Source organism: Micromonospora sp. KC723 (genome assembly GCF_004348595.1).
In the GTDB taxonomy this organism is placed as follows: domain Bacteria; phylum Actinomycetota; class Actinomycetes; order Mycobacteriales; family Micromonosporaceae; genus Micromonospora.
Window position 1 is genome coordinate 1 of record NZ_SMKD01000057.1, and the last position, 17,225, is coordinate 17,225.

The 17,225-nt window shown below is 67.7% G+C and carries 19 protein-coding genes, 1 tRNA gene and 1 pseudogene; 12 read left to right on the forward strand and 9 right to left on the reverse strand.

What is annotated here, in order from left to right:
- A partial coding sequence (locus tag E1165_RS14905; protein ID WP_132391830.1) for an NAD-dependent epimerase/dehydratase family protein occupies positions 1 to 1,052 on the reverse strand: 1,052 nt, incomplete at its 3' end.
- A gap of 43 nt (positions 1,053 to 1,095) precedes the next feature.
- On the reverse strand, positions 1,096 to 1,395 hold the full coding sequence (locus E1165_RS14910; protein ID WP_132391832.1) for a hypothetical protein: 300 nt from the start codon (positions 1,393 to 1,395) through the stop codon (positions 1,096 to 1,098).
- A gap of 638 nt (positions 1,396 to 2,033) precedes the next feature.
- Here E1165_RS14910 and E1165_RS29935 point away from each other — a divergent pair.
- Complete coding sequence (locus E1165_RS29935) at positions 2,034 to 2,237, forward strand: hypothetical protein (RefSeq protein ID WP_243704781.1); 204 nt, start codon at positions 2,034 to 2,036, stop codon at positions 2,235 to 2,237.
- Positions 2,238 to 2,267: 30 nt separating this feature from the next.
- Here E1165_RS29935 and E1165_RS14930 read toward each other — a convergent pair whose 3' ends face one another.
- The 3 genes from E1165_RS14930 to E1165_RS28995 all read right to left on the reverse strand — a co-directional run bounded on the left by E1165_RS14930 (position 2,268) and on the right by E1165_RS28995 (position 4,222).
- Positions 2,268 to 2,525 carry a Txe/YoeB family addiction module toxin gene (locus E1165_RS14930; RefSeq protein ID WP_132264173.1) on the reverse strand — a complete coding sequence of 86 codons (258 nt, stop codon included), beginning with the start codon at positions 2,523 to 2,525 and terminating at the stop codon, positions 2,268 to 2,270.
- Positions 2,522 to 2,797: a type II toxin-antitoxin system Phd/YefM family antitoxin gene (locus tag E1165_RS14935; RefSeq protein ID WP_165945228.1), complete on the reverse strand. Its 276-nt coding sequence runs from the start codon at positions 2,795 to 2,797 to the stop codon at positions 2,522 to 2,524. Before E1165_RS14935 ends, E1165_RS14930 begins: the two co-directional genes overlap by 4 nt.
- Positions 2,798 to 3,325: 528 nt before the next feature.
- Positions 3,326 to 4,222 carry a hypothetical protein gene (locus E1165_RS28995; RefSeq protein WP_165945227.1) on the reverse strand — a complete coding sequence of 299 codons (897 nt, stop codon included), beginning with the start codon at positions 4,220 to 4,222 and terminating at the stop codon, positions 3,326 to 3,328.
- Positions 4,223 to 4,638: 416 nt separating this feature from the next.
- Here E1165_RS28995 and E1165_RS29000 point away from each other — a divergent pair.
- Positions 4,639 to 4,848 (forward strand): annotated as a pseudogene (locus E1165_RS29000) (VOC family protein); the annotation flags it as partial.
- Positions 4,849 to 5,261: 413 nt separating this feature from the next.
- A complete protein-coding gene (locus E1165_RS14950; RefSeq protein ID WP_132391842.1) occupies positions 5,262 to 5,504 on the forward strand; it encodes a hypothetical protein in 243 nt (80 codons plus the stop codon).
- A gap of 756 nt (positions 5,505 to 6,260) precedes the next feature.
- Here E1165_RS14950 and E1165_RS14955 read toward each other — a convergent pair.
- On the reverse strand, positions 6,261 to 6,518 hold the full coding sequence (locus E1165_RS14955) for a GntR family transcriptional regulator (protein WP_132391844.1): 258 nt from the start codon (positions 6,516 to 6,518) through the stop codon (positions 6,261 to 6,263).
- Positions 6,519 to 6,721: 203 nt separating this feature from the next.
- On the opposite strand from E1165_RS14955, the gene E1165_RS14960 reads away from it, so the two are divergent.
- Complete coding sequence (locus tag E1165_RS14960) at positions 6,722 to 6,961, forward strand: hypothetical protein (protein ID WP_132261406.1); 240 nt, start codon at positions 6,722 to 6,724, stop codon at positions 6,959 to 6,961.
- A gap of 25 nt (positions 6,962 to 6,986) precedes the next feature.
- Here E1165_RS14960 and E1165_RS14965 read toward each other — a convergent pair whose 3' ends face one another.
- Positions 6,987 to 7,352, reverse strand: coding sequence for a nuclear transport factor 2 family protein (locus tag E1165_RS14965; RefSeq protein WP_243704783.1), 366 nt, complete (start codon positions 7,350 to 7,352; stop codon positions 6,987 to 6,989).
- A 752-nt stretch (positions 7,353 to 8,104) separates the two neighbouring features.
- Between E1165_RS14965 and E1165_RS14970 the strand changes: the two genes are divergently transcribed.
- From E1165_RS14970 to E1165_RS15005, 8 genes are all read left to right on the forward strand, one after another.
- On the forward strand, positions 8,105 to 9,196 hold the full coding sequence (locus E1165_RS14970; RefSeq protein ID WP_132391848.1) for a kelch repeat-containing protein: 1,092 nt from the start codon (positions 8,105 to 8,107) through the stop codon (positions 9,194 to 9,196).
- Between the two features lie 1,384 nt (positions 9,197 to 10,580).
- Positions 10,581 to 10,856, forward strand: a complete 276-nt coding sequence (locus tag E1165_RS14975; RefSeq protein ID WP_132391850.1) for a hypothetical protein — start codon at positions 10,581 to 10,583, stop codon at positions 10,854 to 10,856.
- Positions 10,856 to 11,092, forward strand: coding sequence for a hypothetical protein (locus E1165_RS14980; protein WP_132391852.1), 237 nt, complete (start codon positions 10,856 to 10,858; stop codon positions 11,090 to 11,092). The genes E1165_RS14975 and E1165_RS14980 overlap by 1 nt, the downstream gene beginning before the upstream one ends.
- Positions 11,093 to 11,473: 381 nt before the next feature.
- On the forward strand, positions 11,474 to 12,562 hold the full coding sequence (locus E1165_RS14985) for a cell division protein FtsK (protein WP_132391898.1): 1,089 nt from the start codon (positions 11,474 to 11,476) through the stop codon (positions 12,560 to 12,562).
- A gap of 6 nt (positions 12,563 to 12,568) precedes the next feature.
- The gene (locus E1165_RS14990; RefSeq protein WP_132391854.1) at positions 12,569 to 13,510 is read left to right on the forward strand and encodes a hypothetical protein; all 942 of its coding nucleotides are present in this window, start codon (positions 12,569 to 12,571) and stop codon (positions 13,508 to 13,510) included.
- 153 nt (positions 13,511 to 13,663) lie between these two features.
- Positions 13,664 to 14,959 (forward strand): replication initiator, encoded by a 1,296-nt coding sequence (locus E1165_RS14995; RefSeq protein ID WP_132391856.1) that lies wholly within the window; start codon positions 13,664 to 13,666, stop codon positions 14,957 to 14,959.
- Positions 14,956 to 15,147 carry an AlpA family transcriptional regulator gene (locus tag E1165_RS15000; RefSeq protein ID WP_132391858.1) on the forward strand — a complete coding sequence of 64 codons (192 nt, stop codon included), beginning with the start codon at positions 14,956 to 14,958 and terminating at the stop codon, positions 15,145 to 15,147. The genes E1165_RS14995 and E1165_RS15000 overlap by 4 nt, the downstream gene beginning before the upstream one ends.
- Before the next feature lies 1 nt (position 15,148).
- Complete coding sequence (locus E1165_RS15005) at positions 15,149 to 16,387, forward strand: site-specific integrase (protein WP_132391860.1); 1,239 nt, start codon at positions 15,149 to 15,151, stop codon at positions 16,385 to 16,387.
- Positions 16,388 to 16,451: 64 nt separating this feature from the next.
- Here the strand turns inward: E1165_RS15005 and E1165_RS15010 are convergent.
- Together E1165_RS15010 and E1165_RS15015 are read right to left on the reverse strand one after the other, a co-directional pair.
- Positions 16,452 to 16,523: transfer RNA gene (locus E1165_RS15010), tRNA-Lys, on the reverse strand.
- Positions 16,524 to 16,737: 214 nt separating this feature from the next.
- Positions 16,738 to 17,214, reverse strand: coding sequence for a DUF488 domain-containing protein (locus E1165_RS15015; protein WP_243704784.1), 477 nt, complete (start codon positions 17,212 to 17,214; stop codon positions 16,738 to 16,740).
- Positions 17,215 to 17,225 lie beyond the last annotated feature (11 nt).

Genomic DNA, 17,225 nt, shown 5'->3' on the forward strand with positions numbered 1-17,225 from the left:
GCCCTGAGCAGGGCCGCGGGGCGGCCGGGGAGGTCGGGGGAGGCGCTCATCGGCGGCGTTCCGGTGCCGCTGCGGCGCGCCATGCCGGCGAAGAGGTCCTTCAGGGCGGCGACCGCGTCGACCTTCGGCTGCCAGCCGAGTTCGGCCTCGGCGCGTTCGCTGGAGAGCAGCGGTACGTTCAGCGCCAACTCGACCCAACCCGTGTCGACCGGTTGCAGCCGGGCCCGCCAGGTCAGCGCGGCGGCGGCCCGCAGCACCGGAGCGGCCACCGGAACCGTCCAGCCCCTGAAGTGCCGGGCCACCAGCTCCGGAGTCAGCACCGGGTCCGCGGCGACGTTGAACGCGCCACGCGCGTCACCCAGGATTGCCCTGGCGTACGCGTCGGCGACGTCGTCGGCGTGCACCGCCTGCATGCGCAGCCGCCGGTTCGCGGGTACGACCGGGAGGCGCCCGAAGCGCAGCAGCCACACCGGGGCCAGCGGCCCGAGGAAGTACCGACTGATCTCGGTGCCCGCGTCCCGCTGGAAGACCAGACCGGGGCGCAGCCGCACCACCCGCAGCGACGGATACGCGGCTTCCAGGGTGTCGAGCATCGCCTCCACCTCGGCCTTGTCCCGGCTGTACGACGACCCGGGCACCCCGGTCACCGGCCAGCGCTCGCTGACCGGGTGGTCCTTCGGGCCGGGCGCGTAGGCGCCGACCGACGAGGCGTACACCAGGGCGGGAACGCCGGCCCGGACGACGGCGGCACTCACCGCGCGGCTGCCGCCGACGTTGGTCCGGCGCAGGGCACGTTGGTCGTGGCTGGGCTGGATCTGCCAGGCCAGGTGCACCACCGCGTCGGCCCCGGCGAAGACCGCCGCCAGCTTGCCGACCGCGTCCGGTGCCCCGATGTCGCAGGCGTGCCACCGCATCCCGTCGTACGGCGCACCGGCGTCCGGGCCGGGCAGTCGCCGGGCGACGCCGACCAGTTCCCGCCCCGGCTCGCGGCGCAGCCGGCGCAGCAGCGCCGTCCCCACGTTGCCGGAGGCTCCCACGATCACGATCCGCATGGGGCTGCGGTACCCGCTGCGCCGGGCTCCAACCCCGGCCCCGTCAGGGCCGCGGCGCGTGGCGTACCCAGGTTTTCTCCTCCCTGCGGCGGCCCTCTGTGGCGGCCAGGCAGCGCGGGCAGACGAAGCCCACCGGGTCGGCCTCGGTGAGCTGGTCGGTGGCGGTGTACCCGAACCGCACGTGCGGGAAGCGGCGCAGCCGGGCGCGGCTGAGCTGGAGGCCGCAGACGGTCGAGTTCTGCCCGGGCCGCCAGGCGTGCACCTCGCCACCCGGCTCCCGTACGCCGTCCGGCCCGATCTCCTCGCTCGACGCCGCGACGGCCGGGATGCTGGTCATCCTCATACCCCGTTCCTTCCCCGTCCACGACCTGCCACGCCTACCGCGCCCCGCCAGGGCCGAGGCCGATCAGGGCGCGGCCAGGACAGCATGCCGCGCCGAGTTGGCCCGGCGCGTTGTTCTTGGCCAGGTCCACATTGATCTATGAATCTGCTGTGGTTCGCGGAAACAGGACGGGGAGCATGCATGATCCAAGACAGGGGACTCTCAAGACGTCAGATCCTCCGGGTCGGTGCGGTCGCGGGATCCGCCGTTACCCTGATCGCCGCCTGTTCGGCGACGAGGAGATCGGCGAGCAGATGCTGACCGCGTCGCATCCGGGCGCGGTCAGAGTCCTGGGCCGGCAGTTACGCCGCTTCGGCCAGGCAATGTGGGACGCCTCAACGCGGGGGAGCGGACCATCGACCGGCGGCTCCAGCGGGCCGGTGCCGAGTTGCTGCACCGGGAGACGAAGACGGCCGCCTCGGACGCCACCCTGCCGCCTCCGGACATCTGCACCGTGGCGCTGGACGGCCGCCGCGCCGCACAGGCCGCCGCCCGGGACGCCGCCGGCCCGGCCTGGCAGCCTTCGGACCTCATCTTCACCACCCGCTACGGCCGGTCGAGCCACACAACGTCAACCGCTTCTGGGACCGGCGTGCGACTTGGCCGGCGTCCGGCGGATCACCGTCCGGGACGCCCAGCGGACCTGCGCCTCGCTCCTGGCCGACCTGGACGTCCACCCCCGGGTGGCGACGCGGATCCTCCGGCACGCTCAGTTCACCATCACCATGGAGATCTACACGGTGGTGTCCTCGGCGGCCACCCTCGACGCGCTCAAGCGACTTGGCCAGACACTCGACCGATGACCGCCGCGCTGCTGGTTCCAGTCCAGTCCGCTACCGGTCGACGTAGTGGTACCGGCAGGCGATGATCTCGACGTCGTCCTTGCTGATCCGATACACCAACCGGTGTTCGCGATCGATTCGGCGGGACCAGAAGCCGGACAGCTCTCCCCGAAGAGGTTCCGGCTTGCCGATGCCCTCGTATCCGTTGCGCATCACGTCCGCGATGAGATCGTTGATGCGCTTGACCAGCTTCCGGTCTGTGTGGCTGAGGTACTGGCTCCATGCCGTCGCGGTGAAGACCAGCCTCACGCGACGTCCCGCACCGTGGCCGGGTCGATCAGATCCCGCTGGGCCGCATCACCCTCTTCCAGCTCCGCCATCGACCGGCGCAGTGCGGCGGCGTTGCTCGGATTGCGGAGGAGGTACTCGGTCTCCTTCATCGACTCGTACTCCGCAAGCGGCACGATCACCACTGGGTCGTGGCCGGATCGGGTCACCACCACTTCCTCCGCGTCGTTGATGACGCTGTCGAGTTCGGCGGCCAGGTTCTGCCGTAGCTGGGTGAAGTTCACGGTCCGCATGGTCACCTCCGGCGATGGGTACAGAAAACTGTACCTCAGGTGGGCCTGCGGCGGCATGCACATGCGTCGCCGGTTACTGCTGGACTTCCCTGCTGTACGGCCGGATCACACGGCAACAGTACCCGCAAAGGGCTGCTGACCTGCGGAAAAGTGGGCCGCCAGGGGCTCGAACCCTCAACCTGGGATCATAAAAGTTAGCAGAACAGGGCAAAGACACTTCAAGGGTTTCACAGTTCTCTGCGGTCCGGATTCCAGGCGCGTCGTCTGGCCGCGTTTGTGCTGGTCTGCCCCGCGCCTATCGAAAGTGATGCTGCGGCGTGTGGCCAGCAGAGGTGCGAATCCAGGAGTCATGCGGTGAATCCGTCCGGCACCGGAACATCCGAGCACCCGAGGAGGCCCCCGGCCCCGGGTGCTGCCCTACTCGTATGCCGCTTCCGCCATGACCGTCCCTCCCTCCCCCGTCAGGCGTGCGTCTGTTGTGGACCGGAACTCGCGACTCGACAGCGTGGTGATAGCAATGTCCACCCGTCAGCCGTCGCCATCTGCCCCTCCGTCCCCACCCGCGTCCATCGCATACACCGCGAACGATGCGTTCACGTCGGCGAAGGCGTCGCGCTTCGGCCGGATGTTCCACCGTGAGTCGGTAATTCCCGATGCGAGATTGCGGCGCAGCCCGTCGTCACTGATTGCCGCCAAGCCGCCGAGCGCGACCCGAGGAGCCTCACCCGCACGCGCCGGTAGGCCGTCACCAAGCTGCCTCAGCACCTCGCGTCCCAGGGTCGTGGTGGGGTCGGGTCCGGTGTAACCGTGCTTGCGTACGTAGATGGCTGCGGCAGGAATCATGGCCATGAAACCGAGGAAGATCGCGAGCCCGAGGCCGAGAGACGACTCCAGTTCCTGGAACTCCCGGTAGGTCCGGGCCGTGCTCAACCTGCCGATGAGGAAGACCAGGACACCGGCCCCCATCGGGGCGGCAACCGTCATCGCTTCCCACTTCCGGCGTCGCGGGCTAACGATCAGCCGGTCGACGGCGGCCCGGTCCAGCGCCCCCCGTAGGCCCGCCACCGGGGCCCGGTCCCGGACAGCGGCAAGGCCGCGCTCGCCGACGTCACGGACCGCTTCGAGCAGCCGAAGCCCGTCGTCGCGATATGATGCCTCGGCCAGGCGCGCCTCGCCGGCCGGGGTCAGGCCGAGCCGCCCCAGATCGGCCCGGACCAGTCCGTCATCGATCATCCGGACCACGCCGACATCGATGCCTCGGACGATCCCGCCACTCAGGACCGCGACGTCCACGTCATTGCCATAGCCTGCGACCAGCGAACGAGCAGCCTCGGGACGCGGCCGCCAATCACGGACAACGATCGCCACCGATGTGACCAGCCCACCGCCGACCACCAGCCCGTAGAGGACCCACCAGACGGTCATTCGTGCCTCCTGCGGCGCCCGCACTCGTTCGAACCGTACCGGCCCTTCGCAATCGACTCACGCCGATGGGGTTACGCGAGTGTACGAGGCGTCCGACCAGAAGGTCGAGTTGCACTCGAACGAGTCGATCCACAGCTCGAACCCGATGTACCGCAGGTCGTAGCCGGGGAAGTTGTGGGGACTCGAACGACGGGCTCAGCCCTCCGGCGACACCCGGCGGGCGCAGAAGGTCGCGTCCTGGCCGAATAGGTCGCGGTTGTCGTTGGGCGCCGACCTGGATCCGGAAGTTGGTGCGGCGAAGGTAGCCGTTTGGCGTTGACCGCCACGAACGAGTAGCAGCTCGTGTCGGCCAGGCCCGGCACCACCGACGCCGTCCTCGCCTACCATTCAGCGAATCGATCTTGGCGTTCGTCGCCGAGGGCACGGTGGTGAAGAACCGCGTACACCTCGATCTGCAACCTCAGGATCGCACCCGAGATGAGGAGGTCGACCGGCTGATCGGGATCGGCGCGAAGCTCTTCGAGGACCACCGCCGGCCGGACGGCACCGGCTGGGTCACGCTCGCGGACCCGGAAGGCAACGAGTTCTGCGTGGAACGCGGCGTCGCCGAACGAGCCGCCACGTAGCACCGCATGGGGGCGGTCCGCGCCGGACCACCCCCATACCTGGAAGTTGCCGCACCTGCCCTCCTTGCGAAGACCTCCGACCGGCACCGCCGCGAGCAGACGGCGCTCCTCGGACAGGCATCACGACTTTGCTGGGGGCCCTGGGGTTGCGGGCGACGAGTCAGCTCACCGCGCGGTGGCATGCGCTGCGGTCGACGGCGAACCTGAGCAGCTTCGGCCGCAGGCCACCGACGGCCGGTCCCCGCGGCGGTGCGACGCGCGGGGACCGGACCCGGCCGTACCTCTCGGGCCTCATGCCCGCCTGTGCTGGGCTCGTACCCCTTACGTTTCGAGCTGGTCGAAGAATAAGGTTCCACCACGCCGCCCAACCCCGCTGCCTCGCGTCCCGACGACGGCACGCTAATCTGCCGCCGATGGTGCGTCACGTTGAGTATCTGGCCAGGCGACACTCGACGGGCGGTCCTGCCGGTGAGCGGGATTGTCGGATCGCATCCACATGTTGCGATGCTCTGCGCGACCGTGGCGCCTTTGCCGCGACAGGTGTCAGGGGCGCCTACAGCGACATCCTGCCCGCTGACGCCCTACGCGATGCCACGACCTCGATCTACGCCGAGATCGGCATCATCTCGGCTGGCTGGAACTGGATCGGGCCCTGACGACGGCAGAGCTGAAGCAGGCGGGCGACCTCATCGGCGAATGGGCGACGCAGGACCGCGCGCTGTCCGAGGCCATCGAGACGTTCGGACCCCCGTCGCTGTGGATCGGCGGAACCAACCCGTACTGGCCCAAGACCCCTTGCCCACACCACTGCCGACCGTGGCGACGACCTGATCTGCTTCCACCTGTGGAACGCGTTCGCCAACGCGGCACCCGACACTAGGATGCAGGGCGTCCATCCCGAACCGGTCGTGCTCGCCGCGCGCCACCGGCCGGGCAACTTTCCGACTCGTTCTCCTCACGCCCGGGGGCCTGCGCCGCAGGCCCACCAGCGACCAGCGCAGCCCGCTCAGATCAACCATCAGGCGCCCACGCTGTCGCTGCCAAGTTCGTCGGCACGCGTCACCGTGCGGGCACGACCGCGCCCCGAACCAGCGGCGGCACGCGAGATGGCCTGGCACATCCCCCGGGCTGGGTGCTCGGTGGGTGCTCGCCCACGAAAGCCCAAAATCCGACAAATGCGCGCGCCAGGAGCCGAGCAGAATATTGAGCTCAGTCAATTTTCCCTGTTCAGAGGTGGGCCGCCTGGGACTCGAACCCAGAATCCCGCAGGCCGCCGATAGATCGTCCCGAATCGGGCAGATCTGGCCCCTGACCAGGGCGGGAACCCTCATTGCCTCTCGGCGTTTTACAGGCCTTTCCGGGCTCAGTTGTGCCGGATCTGTGCCCGATGATCTTGCGCCGGGCATCGATGGCTATTCGCTCTCTGACTTGACGAACGTCCCGCGTTGCGGCACCACGAACAGCACGCCCTGATCCACCAGCACGGCGATCGCACGTCGCACGGTCGCGCGAGCAAGTCCGTATTCCTGGACCAGCTGAGACTCGGACGGGATGGCCCGGTTGGGCTGCCAGTCACCGCGACGAATCCGGGCCGCCAAGATGCCGGCCAGTTGGCGATAGGGCGGCAGCGGCGCGCCGTGGTCGATGCCGGCGTCCGGGTCAGGCTCCATGAACCTGACGCTAGAAGTCTCGACACGAGCCGCTTCGACCTTCTACGTACCTAGACGTCTGTAGACCAAGCTTGGTACGGTGCGGCCAACCCGCTGTGCCGGTCGTAGAGAACCCGAACTCGCCCCGGTGCGGCGGTACCCCTGCCCGGCTGAGCTCCTCCAGCTCGGCCGGGCAGGGCTCACCGGCGAGGAGATACGGCACCATGACCGAAGTCCAGCCCCCGGCCCCTGGCCAGGAGTTCTGGATCACCCGTGAAGCCTCGGTGCAGTTCGTAGACCAATGCTTCCTGTTTCGAGTGATCTCGGTGTGCCCAAAGCCCACCTACCAGGGTTGGGCCTGGCTGACCGGATACGTGCTGGACAGCCGGGGCATCGCGGTGGACAAGCGAGAGATCTACGTGCGGCTGGTCGGTCTTCGCCCAGCTCAATGCCTCGTCCGGTAGCGAGCGGGATCACGTCCTGGACGCCCTACGGCTGCTCGCAAGCACTGGCGCGGACGTGGCCCCCGCACCATGGGTGTGGGTCGACCGACCACACACGCCATCCGCCGTCATCACGGCGAGTCTCGAACCGCCACGGGTACGGACTGCCGTGCATCATGAGTCCGCCGCCATCGGTCGGCCACCACACCGCCCGGACCTCGGTCACGACCTGGGCGCGGTCGTCGTCCTGGTGCTCAATGACGAAAGCCGCTGCGGTCACCTTCGACACCGCCGGTTCGGTCCGGCTGATGTCCTGCCGAATCTCGCGCCACTCGTTGACCAGCTCGTCACGGTGTTGCGGTGCCAGCGCCGACCGTAGGCCCAGTTCCTCACCCGACGACACCGCCAGCATGAACACGTTCGCCGCAGCGTCCGGCGACGGCTGCCCCTGGTCCGCCTGGTGCGTCTTCACGGCCACCCACCCCACCCCGGCGGCGGCCGGACCAGCCACGCACAGCGCCAGGCCGGCGGCGAGGTACAGCACCCACCGGCGCGGCCGTCGACGACCGTCCTCCCCCAAGGTCATTCCCGCACGATAGATCGACTAGTCGGCTTTCGTGTCGCGGACCCCGCCCCCGACGGACACCGCCACAGTGGCGCAGTTGACCTAAACCTCGACCGACACGGACCCGGCTCCCGGGGTCGAAGCTGGCCACCGGCGGCCACCCCTCCCCTCCCAGGTGAGCAGTTGAACTGACCCTGAGCGGCTGTAAGTCGGCTCCTGGGCGACTCGCATAGCCTGGACACGCTGATCAGGACTGCGGCGGCGGCGAGGGAGACGGCCAACGCGTTGGTAAACGCGAGCGGCACCGCAAGCACGACCGGGGTGACGGTCGCGATAACGCGGCGGCGGGACAGCCGGTCGAACACGACCCGCTCCAGGCGGATCCGACCGTATAGGAACAGCGCGGCCCTTAGGCAGAATAATCCTCATTTCCCAAGGGCCGCGCCCACCGTCATTCCGTTAGGAGTAGTTAGCCACGGCGCAATTTTCGCTCTCGGTGGGAAGTGACAGGTTTCCCGCAGTTGTCGCGTCCGTCAGGCTGTTAGCCTGCCGAAAAGCGGAAGCGCCCGCCGACAGATCGCGAAGGGAGTGCCGTAGTCGTGACGACAATTCGTATTCTCGGCCGTGCTACGCCACGTAGGACACTGTGCCTCGCCATTGCCGTCGCGATGGTCCAGATTCTGTCGCCTGTGGCCGGTGCTGCGGGCAGGGGCGGCCGACCCGCAGTGGAGTGGCGGGCAGAGGCCCCGCTGTCGAGCTCCCGCTTCGCACTGGCGGCGGCCACGGCGCCGGACGGGTCGATTTTTGCGATCGGGGGCTCCGACAATTCACGCACCGGGGTCGTGGAGGTCTACTCACCTCGAACGAGACAGTGGAAGGCCGGTCCGTCGCTGCCTCACTGGAGATACCGGCACGCGGCTGCTACCGGCGGAGACGGGCGCATCTACGCGATCGGTGGCGGCTCTCCCGGCGGCGAGGGCGTGTTCCTCCGCTCCGTGCTCGCCCTGACGCCGGGCGACGATCACTGGGTGCCCGTGGCGCCGATGCCCACCGGACGACAATTGCTCGCCGCGGCAGCCGGCACCGACGGTCGCATCTACGCCGTTGGCGGGCGCTACTACGACGTGCTCGCTACCCTCGAAATCTACGACCCGACGGTCGACCGGTGGGCCACCGGAGCGCCGATGCCTGCGCCGCGCTACGGAATGGGAGTGGCAGGCGGATTGGACGGACGGATCTATGCAATCGGCGGCCTCGGAGCCCGTGTCGGGAGCATCCTCGATGTCGTCGAGGCGTACTCGCCCGCCACCGGCGCATGGACGACTCTCGCGCCACTTCCCCGCCCGCGGGCTGGGGTAGAAGCCACGACCGGCCCGGACGGCCGCATCTACGTGATAGGGGGCTGTGAGTTGGACCTCGAAGCCCCGGAAGGGGAACAGTGCGTGTTTACCACCCGGGTGGACGTGTACTCACCCGAAACCGACACCTGGGAGACGGTCACCGGCACCACCATCGCCCATAGTGAAGGGGCGGTGGTCACGAGCGGCAGGAGGATCTACGTCATCGGTGGGCACACCGCCGCGGTGGAGTCCATGCGGGTGACTGCCCGCCGTCGGGTTCCCCAGCCTCCGGTCGGCGACTCTTCCCGCGGTCTCCAGCCTCCGCCGGACGCGTCGCGCGCCGGACGTTAGCAACGGCTGGGTGCCGAAAGTGCGCGGGTGACCTGACAGCCCTCGTAGGCAGGAAGGGCACGTGGACATTGCCGCGCCCGAGCCACTGCGGTCCCGCCACGGCCACCGCCCACATGCTTGGGACTTGCCGGTCAACCCTGCCGCGGTCTCGGACCTCCTCTCGGCGGGCACCGGCAGTTCCTTGGCGTCTCATCGCTGTTCTGTCCGGCTGGCTACTGCGTTGTGTTCCATCGACTTGCATGTCGCGCCGCGCGCGCCGGGACGTGACCGGCCGCGAGGCCGCATGCGCGGCCCGGCGCTGGCGCGGCGGCGGGCCGCTTGCGGCCCGCCCTTGACCAAGTAAAGAAAGTCTGAACACACTACGCTTCGATCACAGCGCCGGCTCAAGCAAGGCTGCGATCGATCCGCTGGACAATCATCTCGGCTGCCTCGGGTGCCGATACGAACTCAGTGTCAATCCTGATGTCTGCTTCAGGTAGGCAAGGCGTCTGTTCGATGGCCGCGAAGCGCTGTTCGTCGTCTCCTGTGTCCCGAGACCGAATGCGGTCATGGAGTATCGCGGGTCGACAGTGCAGTTCGACTACGGTCCAGTTCGCACCACTCTTCGCGTCACCCGTTATTGCTTTGACCGCTTCGACCTGGCCAAGGTGTACAACAGGAACTTTCCCCCATGCCCATAGCTGCTCTAATCCGGAACGGTCAACGAAGTATGTCGCGCCATACCGGCTGTTTTCCCACAAGATCTCGCCTGACTTCTGGCGTAGGTCGTCGGCTTGTCTCGAACTAATCATCCGATAGCCCTTGGTCCTACCAGGGCCGACCTTCAGCCGTTTGAAGTGCTCGAACCGAGGTTCCCGGTTGACAAGCTCGGTGGTTACCTGGTGGAGCTGATCGGCCCCACGGTGTCGCACTGGGAGCGGGATGGCCGGTCGGGTCTGACGTGGAAGGCGCAGAGCCTGAAGGCTGCCGGCGTGTAGATGTCTTTGGCCCCGCCCCTGTCTGGTGGGTGACCCGTTCGAGTCGGGTCGGGGCGCTTATGTCGACGGTATGCGGACTCCGTGAGGTCGCATCATCGGCAGATTGTTCATTGAGAATTCCACAGTGGATACAACCTTGCCTAAAAACAGGCATTTTCGCTTCGACATGTGAAGGGAGGTTGCTATGTCGAACCTTGAGCTTATTCTTATCGTCTTGCTGATTGCGTCGGCGTCGATGAATTACGGCCTGCTGCGTCGTGAGGCGCGTCGGGTGCGTCGGGTGTGGCGTCTGTCCGGTCGGGAGTAGCCACGGCTCGGTGGTTTCTATCCACCCCCTTGGAGCCCTGTTCCGGGGGTGGGTGGTGCCCACCGATTCGGGTGGGTCGAAGACCGGAAAGGAGCGGTGTATGGATTTGGTGCCGGAGCTGGTGAAGTCGTGGACCGGCAGGGCGAGGTACGAGGCGCTGGTAGGCAACGTGCAGGGTTTGGCGATGCTGCTGGATGGCGTCAACAGCCTGATCAAGGCGTGTGAGCCGCCGCCGGGGACGCTGTACCAGTTCGCCGCCCGGATCGAGGACCTGGAGGACGCACACAAGCAGGCCGTCGAATCGCTTCGGGCGTTTCACCTGCGGGTCAAGACGTATGAGGCGGACCTGATCGCTAAGCCGTGGAAGGTGAATTGATGTCGTACCGGATCAGTGACACCTACGACGGCGTTGATCAGGCGATGCGGCTGCTGCGGCGGTCGATGAAGGGAATGCCGGAGCGGTATCGCTACATGAAGCACTACGACGAGCTTCGTCGGGCGGTGGCGGTGCTGTTGATCCTCCTCGAAGAGGCAACTCCGTGGATGGAGGAGACGGATAAGGCGAAGCAGGCGACGACGACCGCACAGAAGATGCTCGCGGCGGTTCGCTGACGGTAGTTGTTCGACGGAAAGGCCCGGGTTGGTTATCCGATCCGGGCCTTTCCTTGCCCGAAAACAGTAGCGACGAAATTACATACGAACTGGTGAAGGTAGGTGCGGGAAATGGGTAAGCGTACTCAGGGGTGGGAATGGCGGGTCGCGGGGTGGGCTGCTCGGCACCCGGGTTTCGTGGCGGCTCCGGCTGCTGCCGCTGCCAGCGTGGTCGAGTTCGGGCCGGTGACGACGGGTGGTGTGGTGGCCGGTGCGGTAGCTGCCGGTGTGGGCTGGTACCGGGGTCACCCGGAGTCGTGGTCGACGGTGGCGGCTCCTCAGCTTCGGGCGCTGCGTCGCCGGTGGCTGTCGCGAACGTACCTGGGGCCGTGGTGGGGTCGGGTGACCGAGGCGTGCAACCTGGTCACGGTCCACCGCAAGACGGGCGTGATCAATGTTCCTCGGATCATCCGGGTCCGATCGCACTCCCCGTCGACCGAGACGGTCTACGTGCGGCTGTTGCTCGGGCAGACGCCGAAGCAGTGGGAAGAGGCAGCCGACGCCCTGGCGGTCGCGCTGAAGGCGGAACGGGTGGGTGTCGAGCGGGTCCGGCCTCAGGTGATCGCGCTGATCGTGCAGCGGTCCGAGCCGTTCACTCAGGTGATCATCCCGCCGGACATCCCGGCTGACGCTGACGCGGTCAGCCTGCGGCAGGTGTACCTGGGCGAGACCGAGCACGGGACCGACTGGTACGCGCCGCTGATCGGGCAACACTGGCTGGTCGCCGGTGCCACCGGGTCGGGCAAGAACTCGGTGACGTGGATGGCGCTCCGGGCGTGCGCGCCACTGATTCGTGACGGCCTGGTGCGGGTGCACGTGGTCAACCCCAAGGGCACCGAGTTGAACGCTCTGCGGCCGGTGTCCTACCGGTACGCCGAGACCGACGGCGACATCGTGGAGGTCATTCAGGGTTTCTGGGCCACGATGCAGGACCGCAAAAAGGTCTTGGCTGAACAGGGCCGGCGGACCTTCGAGCTGTCCCGGGAAACGCCCCTGGACTTGCTGGTGGTCGATGAGTTGGGGGCGGTGACTGGCTACGGCGACCGGTCTCTGACCAAGGGCGTCCAGGCGGTGTTGCCGCTGATCCTGTCTCAGGCTCGGGCGCTGGGCGGCAGCGTGATCGGCGCGCTTCAGGAGCCCACCAAGGACGTGATTCCTCAGCGTGACCTGTTCTCCCTGCGGGTGTGCCTGCGGGCGACGTCGGCCGGACACGTCGACATGGTTCTTGGTGAGGACATGCGACGTCGGGGCGCGCTCGCCGACGAGATTCCGAACGTGGCGGAGTCGGCCGGTATCGGGTTCGTCGTCAAGCAGCGGTCACGAACCCCGATGCGGGTGCGGGCGGCGTACTGCGACGACTCCGACATCCGAGAGTTGGTGCGGGTCGCGGGATGGCCGCACACCGAACTCACCACCACGGCGGCGGGGTGATCGACGGTGCAGACACACGACACCGGTAAGCCCCGACCGGGAAAGCAGCCCCGCCCGGTCCGCAAGCTGAGCAAGCGCCTGGACGTGGCGCGGCAGCTTCACGACCTGGAGCAGGATGCCGCGTTGGACATCGTGGACATCGAACGGCTCCGAGTGAGCGTCACTCGATCCCTATGGGTGTTCCTGGCGGTCGGGTCGGTGTTCACCACCACCGGCGTCCAAGACTTCCTCGCCGGTCACCTCACCCCGGCCGACCCGGTCTGGTGGGGCTGCTGGGGAGTCGAACCCTGCCTGGTCGGCATCCTCATTACGATCCTGCGCTGGGAAGCGGCGATGATCGCCCGGGGCATCGACATCGACTCCAAGGCGGTCGACTGGCTGAAGCGGTTCCTGCTCGGCTCCACGCTCGTCATGAACGTCGTGCCGGCGCTGTGGCCGCGTGAAGGCGGGATCAGCGCGGGCATGCTCGCCGCGCACATCATGGTGCCGGTCCTCGTGTTCTTCCTCGCCGAAGTGATGCCGATCGTGCAGGCACGCTGCACCCAGGCACGCCGGGCCGTCACCCTCACCAAACCCGAGAACAGCACGCCGGAGCCCGTCGACCCGGTCCCGGCCGCCCCGGTCGAGACTCCGGCTTCCCCGGTGGAAGCTTCACCCCCGGCCGTCACCACGTCCATGGCCCTGCCACCGGTGACCCCGCCGGCGGCACCCATCGAGGCCCCGGCCGTCCCAGCAGAAACCCCGGCACCGGTTCCGGCTGCCGCCGTGGAGCTGGACGGGTTGGGCATCCCGGTCGGAATGCAGCAACAGATTCGGCAACTCGTCGCCGGCTCCACCGCTCCGGTAACCGCCGTCGACATTCAACGCGCTACCCGGCTACCGCTGCCCATCGCGGCGCGGGTGGTCGACCGGCTCACCCCGGTCACTGCCAACGGCTACGCGCACTGACCCGCGCGTCTCTTCTCGCTCGCTCTGACCTGCCGTGCTCCTCGTGCTGGGGCACGGCAGGTCCGTCTTCGGAGGGATTCCATGTCGTCACCACCTCACACGCCTCGGCAGGTGCACGGCGGGCGTGACGCTGAGGCCGAGCTGACCCGGTGGATGCGCTCCCCGGCCTACAAGGAGTGGCGCGCCGGCGTTGAGAGCGTCAAGGGCTGCCTTCAGCCAGTCCGGCTCGTCGGCAAGTTCGAAGTTCGCCACATCGGCACCGGTGACCTGATCGCCTCTCGGCAGGGCCGGGTGTGGGCCTCCTGCGGTACGCGCCGCGCGGCTGTCTGCCCGACTTGCGCCGACCGGTACGCCGCTGACGCCTGGCACCTGATCCACGCGGGCATGTCCGGCGGCAAAGGCGTTCCCGACACCGTGGCGCGGTCTACCCGGCTGTTCGTCACCCTCACCGCCCCGTCGTTCGGTCCGGTCCACAACCGGCCCGGCAAGCGCCCCTGCTCCTGCGGGCGCTGGCACCCCGAAGGACATCCGCTGCTGGGTAGCCCGCTCGACCCGAACGCCTACGACTACACGGGTGCGGTGCTGTGGCAGGCACACAGCGGCCAACTCTGGCACCGGTTCACCATCGCCCTACGCCGGGCGGTCGCCGCCGCTGGTGGCCTCACCGTCCGAGCATCGAGCGCGCACCTGCGGATCTCCTACGCCAAGGTGGCCGAATACCAGCGGCGCGGCCTGGTGCACTTTCACGCCGTCATTCGCGCTGACGGCCCATCCGGTCCGGACTCATCGCCCCCGGTGTGGCTCACCCCCGACGTGTTGGCCGACGCGGTACGCACCGCGGCTTCCTCCGTCGAGCTGGAAACCGTCCGACCTGACGGAACCCCGCTGCCCCTCGGCTGGGGCGCACAAGTCGACGTCGAGGACATCACCGCCACCGACGTCGACATCGATGACGGAGACGGCGACGGAGACCAGGCGGTAACCGACACCAAGCTTGCCGGCTACATCGCCAAGTACGCCACCAAAGGCACCGGCGCCACGGAGACCGGAGACCGGCGCATCCGCTCGCAGATGCACATCGACCGACTGCGGGTCTCCGATCACCACCGCGCGATGATTCAAACCGCGTGGGACCTCGGCGGCCTCGACCAGTACGCCGATCTCAAGCTCCGTCACTGGGCGCACATGCTCGGCTTCCGGGGCCACTTCCTCACCAAGTCCCGGATCTACTCCACGACCTTCAAGAACCTTCGCGCTGAGCGTCGCGCGCATCAGCTTCAGACCGCGCTCGCCGAAGCGGGCCTTCCCGATGACACCGACGTCCTGGTCGTCAACGACTGGCAGATCCTCGGCATCGGCTACGACTCGCCGGAGCAAATCGAACTCGCTACCGCGATCGGTGATCGCATTCGAGCGGCACGACAGCAAGCCAGAAAGGAGCCCCGATGACCACCACCCCCACCACTACCGAACGCCTGTGGAGCGTCAACGACGTCTCGGCGTTCCTCGGCATCCCCGTCGGCACCCTCTACCAATGGCGTCACCGCCGCATCGGCCCCCGCGCGTCCCGCGTCGGCCGGCACCTCCGCTACGACCCCGCCGACGTGCGGGCCTGGTTCGACAAGAAAGCGGCCTGACATGCCCATCGATGACCTGTGGTACCTCACCAAACGGGGGCCGGACAAGAAGCGGCTTCCCTCGAAACGGCACGGCCGGGGCAAACGCTGGCGGGTGCGCTACACCGACGCCGCTGGTGAGCCCCGGGAGAAGCTGTTTGAGCGCAAGGTCGACGCCGACGCCTTTGACCTCGCATGCCGTTCGGGCGTCGCTGCGGAGGTAAAGGCTAAGCGTGAGACGGACCGGCTCACTTTCGCCGAGTACGCGCAGCGGTGGAGGGAATCGCGCGAATCCGGGTGGGCCACGGAAACGCGACGGCGCATCCCGCAGAACTTGCGAAAGCACCTTCTGCCCGTGTTCGGCGCAAAGGCAATTCGCTCCATCAACCTGACCGACGTGATGGCCTGGCTTAGCCGGCTGCTCGATAACGGCACGCCGAAATCGTCGGTAAGCCTGTACTTCGGGCTGTTAAAAACCATCATGAACGCCGCCGTTGTCGACAAGGTGATTGCGGACAACCCCTGTAACGGGGTGAATCTCGCCCAGATCCTGCGTGGTCTTTCGCGTGCGCCGAAGTGGGTTCCCACCGAGGACCAGGTTCTCAAGCTTGCCGAGGTAGTGCCGCGCCGCTTTCGGGCGACTATCTGGCTGGGAGCAGGGGAAGGGCTTCGTCTCGGTGAGGTCTTGGGCATGGAAGCCGGGTCGCGCTGCGTGGACTACGACCACGGGGAGTTGCACGTCATCCAGCAGTTGCGACACTCGCCGGAGCACTTCGGCGGCTTCTACCTCTCGACGCCCAAGAGCGGATCGGTCGGGACCGTGGATCTTGACGCGGTGGTCGCTGAGGAGCTGGCCGCTCATGTGAGCGATGTCGGCCCCGTCGAGTTCGAACTTCCTGACATCACGACGGGGGAGCGGCTGACTCGTCCGGTGGCGGTTCTGTTCACCTCGTCCCGGGGGAAGCTGCTGAACGATACCTACTGGTCGCAGTTGTGGGCGGAGTGGCGCGAGGCGGCCGGTTGGCCCAAGGAAGGCACCTTTCACTCCCTGCGCCACTTCTTCGCCACGACGCTGATGAGCAACGGTGTGGAGCCCCAAGAGGTGCAGAAGGCGCTGCGGCACGCCAACCTGCGGATCACGCTGGAGACCTACGTCCACTGGCTGCCGAAGAAGGACCGGCCGCGCGGCCTGGTCGGCAACCTCCTCCGGCAGGCAGACGGCAAGCGGCGGGAACCTTCCGCCGACCAAGTTCGAAGCTGAGTTGTGCCCTGGTTGTGCCGAATGATCTTCGCCGCGCGTTCGCCCAGGTCAGAGGCTTGTAGAGTGGGCCGCCTGGGACTCGAACCCAGAACCTAAGGATTAAAAGTCCTCAGCTCTGCCATTGAGCTAACGGCCCGCAGCGTCACCAGGTTACCCGATCATCCCGACGCGAGTTGATATCCGCCCGGAGCGCGGGTCACGGGACGCTAGGAGCTGTGCCGACCGGGCAGCAGGGCCGTGTGTCGGATTCCGTGTTGGGCCTGTGGTGCCGAAGAAGGGCACGAACTGTTGCCATGAGTCCACCGAAACCGGATGACGCGGGTGCTGGACGCCCTCTTCGCCGGGCGGGCTCAACCCGGGCGGAGGTCCGTGACCGGCAGGCCGTACTCGGCACGCAGGCGCTCGGCTACCAGCGAACGGTGGCACGCCTCCGGATCGCGCTCGACGCAGAGGAGGGCGGTCACCGAGTCGCTCGGAAGCTCCGCCACGATCGCGGCGAGGTCGAACCGGTCGAGGATCTCGCTCGTGTAGCGCTCGGCGTACTCGGGCGCCAGCGTGACGCGGTTGCGCTTGCCCACGCCCCGGCGGTCGTCCTCGCGGTACTGGAGCTCGCGCAGCTCGGTCGTGGGTGCCAGCTCCTTCACATGCCGGTAGCCGATGTCCGCCACGGCGAGGGCGCGCTGGAGCCGCGTCGAGTTCGCCCACGAGTAGTCGGGTCCGCGCACGGCGCGGCGCTCACGTAGGTCGAGCAGCAGGCGGACGTCCGCGTGCCGCAGTTGCTCCAGGAAGGACTCGCCGTCGAAGCCATAGACGCCGATGGTCACCATTGTGAGCACGG

Bases quoted from the DNA above. Each gene is read 5' to 3' on its own strand.
- E1165_RS14910 (WP_132391832.1), bottom strand. From the start codon at position 1,395: ATGAGGATGACCAGCATCCCGGCCGTCGCGGCGTCGAGCGAGGAGATC.
- E1165_RS14935 (WP_165945228.1), bottom strand. From the start codon at position 2,797: ATGCGGACCGTGAACTTCACCCAGCTACGGCAGAACCTGGCCGCCGAA.
- E1165_RS28995 (WP_165945227.1), bottom strand. From the start codon at position 4,222: ATGACCGTCTGGTGGGTCCTCTACGGGCTGGTGGTCGGCGGTGGGCTG.
- E1165_RS14950 (WP_132391842.1), top strand. From the start codon at position 5,262: ATGGTGCGTCACGTTGAGTATCTGGCCAGGCGACACTCGACGGGCGGT.
- E1165_RS14955 (WP_132391844.1), bottom strand. From the start codon at position 6,518: ATGGAGCCTGACCCGGACGCCGGCATCGACCACGGCGCGCCGCTGCCG.
- E1165_RS14960 (WP_132261406.1), top strand. From the start codon at position 6,722: ATGACCGAAGTCCAGCCCCCGGCCCCTGGCCAGGAGTTCTGGATCACC.
- E1165_RS14965 (WP_243704783.1), bottom strand. From the start codon at position 7,352: ATGCTGGCGGTGTCGTCGGGTGAGGAACTGGGCCTACGGTCGGCGCTG.
- E1165_RS14975 (WP_132391850.1), top strand. From the start codon at position 10,581: ATGGATTTGGTGCCGGAGCTGGTGAAGTCGTGGACCGGCAGGGCGAGG.
- E1165_RS14980 (WP_132391852.1), top strand. From the start codon at position 10,856: ATGTCGTACCGGATCAGTGACACCTACGACGGCGTTGATCAGGCGATG.
- E1165_RS14995 (WP_132391856.1), top strand. From the start codon at position 13,664: ATGCGCTCCCCGGCCTACAAGGAGTGGCGCGCCGGCGTTGAGAGCGTC.
- E1165_RS15000 (WP_132391858.1), top strand. From the start codon at position 14,956: ATGACCACCACCCCCACCACTACCGAACGCCTGTGGAGCGTCAACGAC.
- E1165_RS15005 (WP_132391860.1), top strand. From the start codon at position 15,149: ATGCCCATCGATGACCTGTGGTACCTCACCAAACGGGGGCCGGACAAG.
- E1165_RS15015 (WP_243704784.1), bottom strand. From the start codon at position 17,214: ATGGTGACCATCGGCGTCTATGGCTTCGACGGCGAGTCCTTCCTGGAG.